A 5,419-nucleotide genomic window follows, 5' to 3' on the forward strand; every position below is an offset into this window, starting at 1 on the left:
TAGGTACCGCGCACGAGGTTGCGCGGCTCCTCCCCGGCAGCGAACCGGGCGACCTCCGCGGCGGCGATCGCGTAGGCGCGCTGCGTGTGCCCCGTGCAGGACCCGGCCACGTGCGGGGTGAGGAACAGGCCCGGCGCGGTCCACAGTGGATGATCGGCCGGCAGTGGTTCGGGATCGGTCACGTCGAGGGCCGCGCGCAGTCGCCCGGAATTCAGTTCGGCGAGCAATGCGTCCGTGTCCACGACGGGGCCGCGCGCGCCGTTGACCAGGATCGCGTTGTCCTTCATCGCGGCCAGGAACTTGGCGTCGACCAGGTGGCGGGTCTCCTCCGTCATCGGGGTGAAGATCACCACCGCGTCGAACTCCGGGAGCAGCTGCGGCAGCTCGTCCTGGCCGTGCACGCCTTCGCGGGCGGTGCGGCCCACCAGGGTCGCGGTCGCGTCGAACGGTTCGAGGCGGCGCTTCAGCTGCTCGCCCAGGTCGCCGGCACCGACGATCAGGACCTTCTTGTCCTGCAGGGTGTCCGTGAGGTGGTAGTCCCAGCGGCCCTCGGCCCTGGCCCGCTCGAAGACGAGGAAGTCTCGGTATATCGCGATCAACGCGCCGATGGCCCACTCCGCGGTGCTACCGCCGTGCGCGCCGCGGCAGGTGGAGAGCATCACGCCGTCCGGCACCTTGCCGACGAAGTTCTCCGCACCGGCACTGAGCAACTGCACGAGCTCGAGGTTCGGCAACTGCGCGAAGACCTCGCGCGGGTCGGTGCCCGCGAGGAACCGCGGGATCAGCACCTCGGCGTTCCGGGCGTCAGACGGCAGCGGCTCCCCCGGCACGTAACGAACCGGCCGGACACCGTCCACCTGGGACAGCGCTTGAACTCCGAAATCATCTGGCACGAGCACGGTGAGCGTCACCAGGCCAAAGTACGTCAGAATGTCTGCCATGCGGGAGCACGACATCATCGCGTGGGACGGCACGAAGATCCGGACGTGGCAGGCGCCAGGTGAGGGAACACCTGTGCTGCTGTGCCCCGGCGTGGGTTCCGGCCCCGAGTCGTGGCCCTCGCTGACCGATCGCGGCGGCCTGCTCAGCTGGTACATGCGCGGCACGATGGGCTCGGACCGCCCGGTCGACGAGCGCAACATCTCGCTGGACGACCACGTGTCGGACGCCATCGCCGTGCTGGACGAGGCGGGCATCGAGCGGTGCGTCGTCATGGGCTGGTCGATGGGCGTGACGATCGCGGCCGAGCTGGCGTTGCGTCATCCGGAACGGGTGGCGGGCCTGCTGCTCGTCGCGGGCGCGCCGGGTGACTCGTTCGACGCCATGCTGCCGCTGGTGCCGAAGAGCGCGCGCCGGTTCGTGGGGCTGGCGGGCACGAGGCTGTTGCAGCAGGCCGGTCCGGTGCTGGACAAGGTGCTGCACCGCGTCCCGGTGACGGACGCGACGACGTTCCTGTTGCGGCACAGCGGCGTGATCAAGCCCTCGAGCGACCCGACGGCCGTCGGGCAGGCGGTGAGCCGGTTCCTGCAGCACGACTGGCGCTGGTACTTCACGCTGGCGCTCGCACTGGGCGAGACGCCGCGCCAGGACCTCGCCCCGATCGTGTGCCCGGTCACACTGCTGGCCGGTCGTGACGACGTGCTGGCGACGACGGAGAGCATGTCCGGGCCCGTCGCCGCGCTGCCCCAGGCACGGCTGCGAGTGCTGCCGTGCAGCCACTACCTGCCGTTGGAGGCGCCCGAGGTGGTCAGCGCCGAACTCGACCTGCTGCTCGACCGCGTCCGGTCGGTCGACTTCGCCACCTCCGAGAAGTTGACTTCGGGTTCACGGCCCCGCACCTAACCTGGGAGTCGTGGTTCGTTCCGTAGCGTTGCTGACCGCCGTCTGCCTGCTGGCAGGGGGCTGCGCCAGCTTTCCCGACGAGCCGGCGCCCACGCAGTGGAGTGCGCAACCACAGCTGACCCCGCAGGCAGGCCCGAAGCCGGAGCTGCCGGGCGAGTACCGCCCGACGCCCGGCGACCCCGGCCGCAACCCGGCGCCGCAGAGCGTGCCGCCGCCGCAGGGCTGCAAGGACTACCACCCGGCCGTCGTGGCCACCTGCCTGAACACCGTCACGGGCGTCGCCCCGATCGGCGCGGACGCCCAGGGCGGCGTCGCGGCGTACGCGACCGAACGCGGCGGGCGCCTGCTCAAGGTCACCAAGGACGTCGACCCGGTCGTGGTCGCCCAGCTGCCGGTCGACGCGTCGACCGACGGCGGGCTGACCGGGCTCGCGCTGTCGGCGACGTTCGCCGAGGACCAGCTCGCGTACGTCTACGTGACGACGGCGACGGACAACCGGGTGCTGCGCATCGCGCCCGGCGACTCGCCCAAGCCGATCCTCACCGGCATCCCGAAGGGCCCGTCGGGCAACCGGGGTGTGCTGGCGAGCGACCGCAAGGGCGCGATCCTGGTCGCGACCGGTGACGCCGGGAACCCCGCGCTGGCCGCGGACCCGAACTCCCTGGCCGGCAAGGTGCTGCGGATCGACGGCTCCGGTCAGCCCGCCCAGGGCAACCCGACGGCCGGCAGCGCGGTCGTCTCCTCCGGACTGCGGCTGCCCGGCGGTCTGTGCGTCTCGGCGGACACCACGAAGATCTGGGTGACGGACTGGGCCGCGAGCGGCGACGTCGTCTACCGCGTGGCGCCGGGCAAGCTCGGCGAGGTCGCGTGGGCGTGGCCGGACCGGCCCGGCGTGATGGGGTGCTCGTCGTACTCGGACCAGCTGTCCGTGGCGACGTCCAAGACGCCCGGCTACCAGTCGTTGTCGATGAACGCCGCCGGTGCCTTCACGGGCAAGCCCGAGATCGCGATGGCGGAGGACGGCTTCGGCCTGCTCGGGCCGATGGAGATGCTGAACGAGTCGGCGTCGCTGGTCGGCACGGTCAACAAGGCGGGTGGCACGCCGGTGTCGTCGGACGACCGGGTCGTCATCATCGTGCGCCCGAACAACGGCGGCGGCACCAAGGACTGACGTTCTAGGAGCTGAGCGCGAACCGCTCTCCTCCGTCGCGCCACCACCGCGCGTAGACCTCGCTCTCCTCGACCAGCTTCAGATAGCCCGTGGCGACCTGCTCGCACAGGTCGTCGATCTCCTCCGCGACCGGCACGTCGGTGCGCCACGCCAGCACGACCTCGCGCACCAGCGGGTTGCCGGTGATCGGCAGGCGCGCGACGCCGGGCGGGGTGCCGCCGACCGGGTAGAGCGGGCAGACCGCGCCGGACTCCCTGATCAACGTCAGCGCGACGTGCGCCTCGCTGCTGAAGTGCGCGATGCGCTGCTCGAAGCCCTTGGCCGCGCACTCGCGGGCGAAGTGGGCGTTCATGCCGCTGTCGTCGGGCTCCGGCATGACCCACTTGTCGCCCGCCAGGGCTTCCAGCGGGATCTCGGGCTGCTGTGCTCGTGGATGGCGTTCGGGCACGCCGACGAACAGCGGCTCGCGGGTGAGCAGGCGGTGTCCCACGTTCGGCGGAAGGGTCAGCGGGGTGCCGGGAAATCGGCGCAGGACGGCGATGTCGAGTTCGCCGGTGGTGAGCAACGCGGTGAGCGTGCCCGTCTCCTTGATGGTACGGCTGGTGACGTTGTCCTTCAGCGCGGCGACGAGTAGTCCGAAGTGATGAGCGGGGATTCCTGCGAGCCTGGTCGGAGCACTGGCGGATTGCGCGTTACGGCGCGTTACGCGTTCCAGTGTGACGAGTCGAGTGAGCATCGACCGCGCCTCCTGGACGAAATCATGGCCGGTCGGCGTGAGCTTTACGCCGTCGGCGGCGCGCACGAACAGCGTGCCGCCCAGGTGGTCCTCGATGCGCTTGAGCTGCGTCGTCACCGCAGGCTGGGTGAGGTGCAGACGAGCGGCGGCCTTGCGCAGGCTGCCACAGTCGGCGATCGCCACGACCAGTTCGAGGTGCCGCACTTCCAGACGCATGAGCCCGATGTTATCGCTCAATGTAATAGGGCAAACACCCTTCGTCATCTCGCGTGAGACGACTTGGTCTCGATACCTTCGATCACGTGATGGAATTGGCCGAGCGCCCGGCGCGCACCGATGCGGTGCTGTTTTCGGACCGCGCCGTGAAAACGTTTCTGGAGGCCGCGTCCGCCGAATACTCGTTCATCACCGAGGGCGAGCCGAGACCGTGTTTCGCGGTCCTGCTCGGCCGGTCCGCCGGCAGCGAGGCCGTGGTGTCGGAGGTCGCGTTCGGCCGCAACGCGCGCCTGACAGACCCCTCGGCGCGTGAGGAGTTCTCGTCGACGATCGTGCCCCGGTTCGGCACGGCGTACGAGAACCCGGTGCGGGCGTGGTGGCTGGACCCCGCCGACCTGCTGACGATCACGCGGAAGGCCGACGCCTGCGGTTTGGACGTCCTGGGCTCGATCCACCTGCACCCGGACTGGCACCGGCTCGGGCCTGAGTGCGAGCGCGACCGGCCGTTGAGCGACAGCCCGACGCCGATGGACGAGCACATGTTCCGCAACAGCGGATGGCCCGTGAACGTCGTCTGCTACCTCGAACGCCGCCACGGCGGCCTCTACTACTCGCTTGCCGCATGGGACGCCGAGTGCCTGCGCCTGCCGTTGAGGATGAACCACTCTTGACCGAACAGATCTACGCGCTGTGGCAACGCATGGAGCAGGGCTGGGCCCTCGGGGACGGTGCCGCGTTCGCCTCGGTGTTCGCCGAGGACGTCGACTTCGTGACCGTGCGCGGTGAGGAGCTGTTCGGGCGCCACGCGGTGGCCGCCGGGCACTCCCAGCTGTTCGCGGGGCCGTACCGAGACACGAAACTCACCGCCGAGATCAGCCTGATCAGGCCGTTGAGCTCCGGGATCTCGGTCGTGCACGTCACGTCGTCCATCGCCCCGGCGGGCATCACCACCCACGCGCAGGCCGTCGTCGTGCGGCGCGAGGACGGGTGGGAGATCGCCGCGTTCCACAACATGATCCCGAAGGGAAGGTCATGAGCAGGCCCAGGTTGCGGCACATCGCGTTCGTCGTGCAGGACGCGAAGGAGATGGCCGACTTCTACACGTCGCGGTTCGGGATGTCGTTGTTCCACACCGATCCCGACGGCAGCCACTTCGTCACCGACGGGTACGTCAACCTGGCGTTGATCCAGCAGCGGCTCGACGGTGACGTGCCGACCGGCTTCAACCACTTCGGGTTCCAGGTGGACGACGTCGCGCCGTACCTGGAGACGCTGGAGCCGCGGCCCGCGTTGAGGGGCGGGGACCGGCCGTTCGCGGAGTACCGGGCGATCGACCCCGAGGGCAACTGGTTCGACCTGTCGGCGCACGGCTTCCTGCCGCCGGGGGTTTCGTAGATCGGGAACCGGGAACCCGTGAGTGGGGTATTGCAAGGGGCGGGGAAGGCTGTCGGGGC

General features: G+C 70.0%; 7 protein-coding genes. 5 read left to right on the forward strand and 2 right to left on the reverse strand.

The features are described from left to right. On the reverse strand, positions 1-911 hold a 911-nt coding region (locus SK571_RS45870; RefSeq protein WP_319990384.1), incomplete at its 3' end, for a 2-hydroxyacid dehydrogenase. 28 nt (positions 912-939) lie between these two features. On the opposite strand from SK571_RS45870, the gene SK571_RS45875 reads away from it, so the two are divergent. Together SK571_RS45875 and SK571_RS45880 are read left to right on the forward strand one after the other, a co-directional pair. After that, complete coding sequence (locus tag SK571_RS45875; protein ID WP_319990385.1) at positions 940-1,842, forward strand: alpha/beta fold hydrolase; 903 nt, start codon at positions 940-942, stop codon at positions 1,840-1,842. Positions 1,843-1,852: 10 nt separating this feature from the next. Then, entirely contained in the window at positions 1,853-3,013 is a 1,161-nt protein-coding gene (locus SK571_RS45880) for a PQQ-dependent sugar dehydrogenase (RefSeq protein WP_319990386.1), read from the forward strand. Positions 3,014-3,017: 4 nt separating this feature from the next. On the opposite strand, the gene SK571_RS45885 is transcribed toward SK571_RS45880, so the two are convergent. Then, positions 3,018-3,965, reverse strand: coding sequence for a LysR family transcriptional regulator (locus SK571_RS45885; RefSeq protein ID WP_319990387.1), 948 nt, complete (start codon positions 3,963-3,965; stop codon positions 3,018-3,020). An 86-nt stretch (positions 3,966-4,051) separates the two neighbouring features. Between SK571_RS45885 and SK571_RS45890 the strand changes: the two genes are divergently transcribed. The 3 genes from SK571_RS45890 to SK571_RS45900 are packed head-to-tail and all read left to right on the forward strand — an operon-like array spanning position 4,052 to position 5,360. After that, the gene (locus SK571_RS45890) at positions 4,052-4,636 is read left to right on the forward strand and encodes a hypothetical protein (protein WP_319990388.1); all 585 of its coding nucleotides are present in this window, start codon (positions 4,052-4,054) and stop codon (positions 4,634-4,636) included. After that, positions 4,633-5,001, forward strand: coding sequence for an SgcJ/EcaC family oxidoreductase (locus SK571_RS45895; RefSeq protein ID WP_319990389.1), 369 nt, complete (start codon positions 4,633-4,635; stop codon positions 4,999-5,001). Before SK571_RS45890 ends, SK571_RS45895 begins: the two co-directional genes overlap by 4 nt. Beyond that, the gene (locus SK571_RS45900) at positions 4,998-5,360 is read left to right on the forward strand and encodes a VOC family protein (protein WP_319990390.1); all 363 of its coding nucleotides are present in this window, start codon (positions 4,998-5,000) and stop codon (positions 5,358-5,360) included. The genes SK571_RS45895 and SK571_RS45900 overlap by 4 nt, the downstream gene beginning before the upstream one ends. Positions 5,361-5,419 lie beyond the last annotated feature (59 nt).

This window comes from Lentzea kristufekii, from assembly GCF_033949925.1.
Taxonomy (GTDB): Bacteria; Actinomycetota; Actinomycetes; order Mycobacteriales; family Pseudonocardiaceae; genus Lentzea; species Lentzea kristufekii.

Bases quoted from the DNA above. Each gene is read 5' to 3' on its own strand.
- SK571_RS45875 (WP_319990385.1), top strand. From the start codon at position 940: ATGCGGGAGCACGACATCATCGCGTGGGACGGCACGAAGATCCGGACG.
- SK571_RS45900 (WP_319990390.1), top strand. From the start codon at position 4,998: ATGAGCAGGCCCAGGTTGCGGCACATCGCGTTCGTCGTGCAGGACGCG.
- SK571_RS45885 (WP_319990387.1), bottom strand. From the start codon at position 3,965: ATGCGTCTGGAAGTGCGGCACCTCGAACTGGTCGTGGCGATCGCCGAC.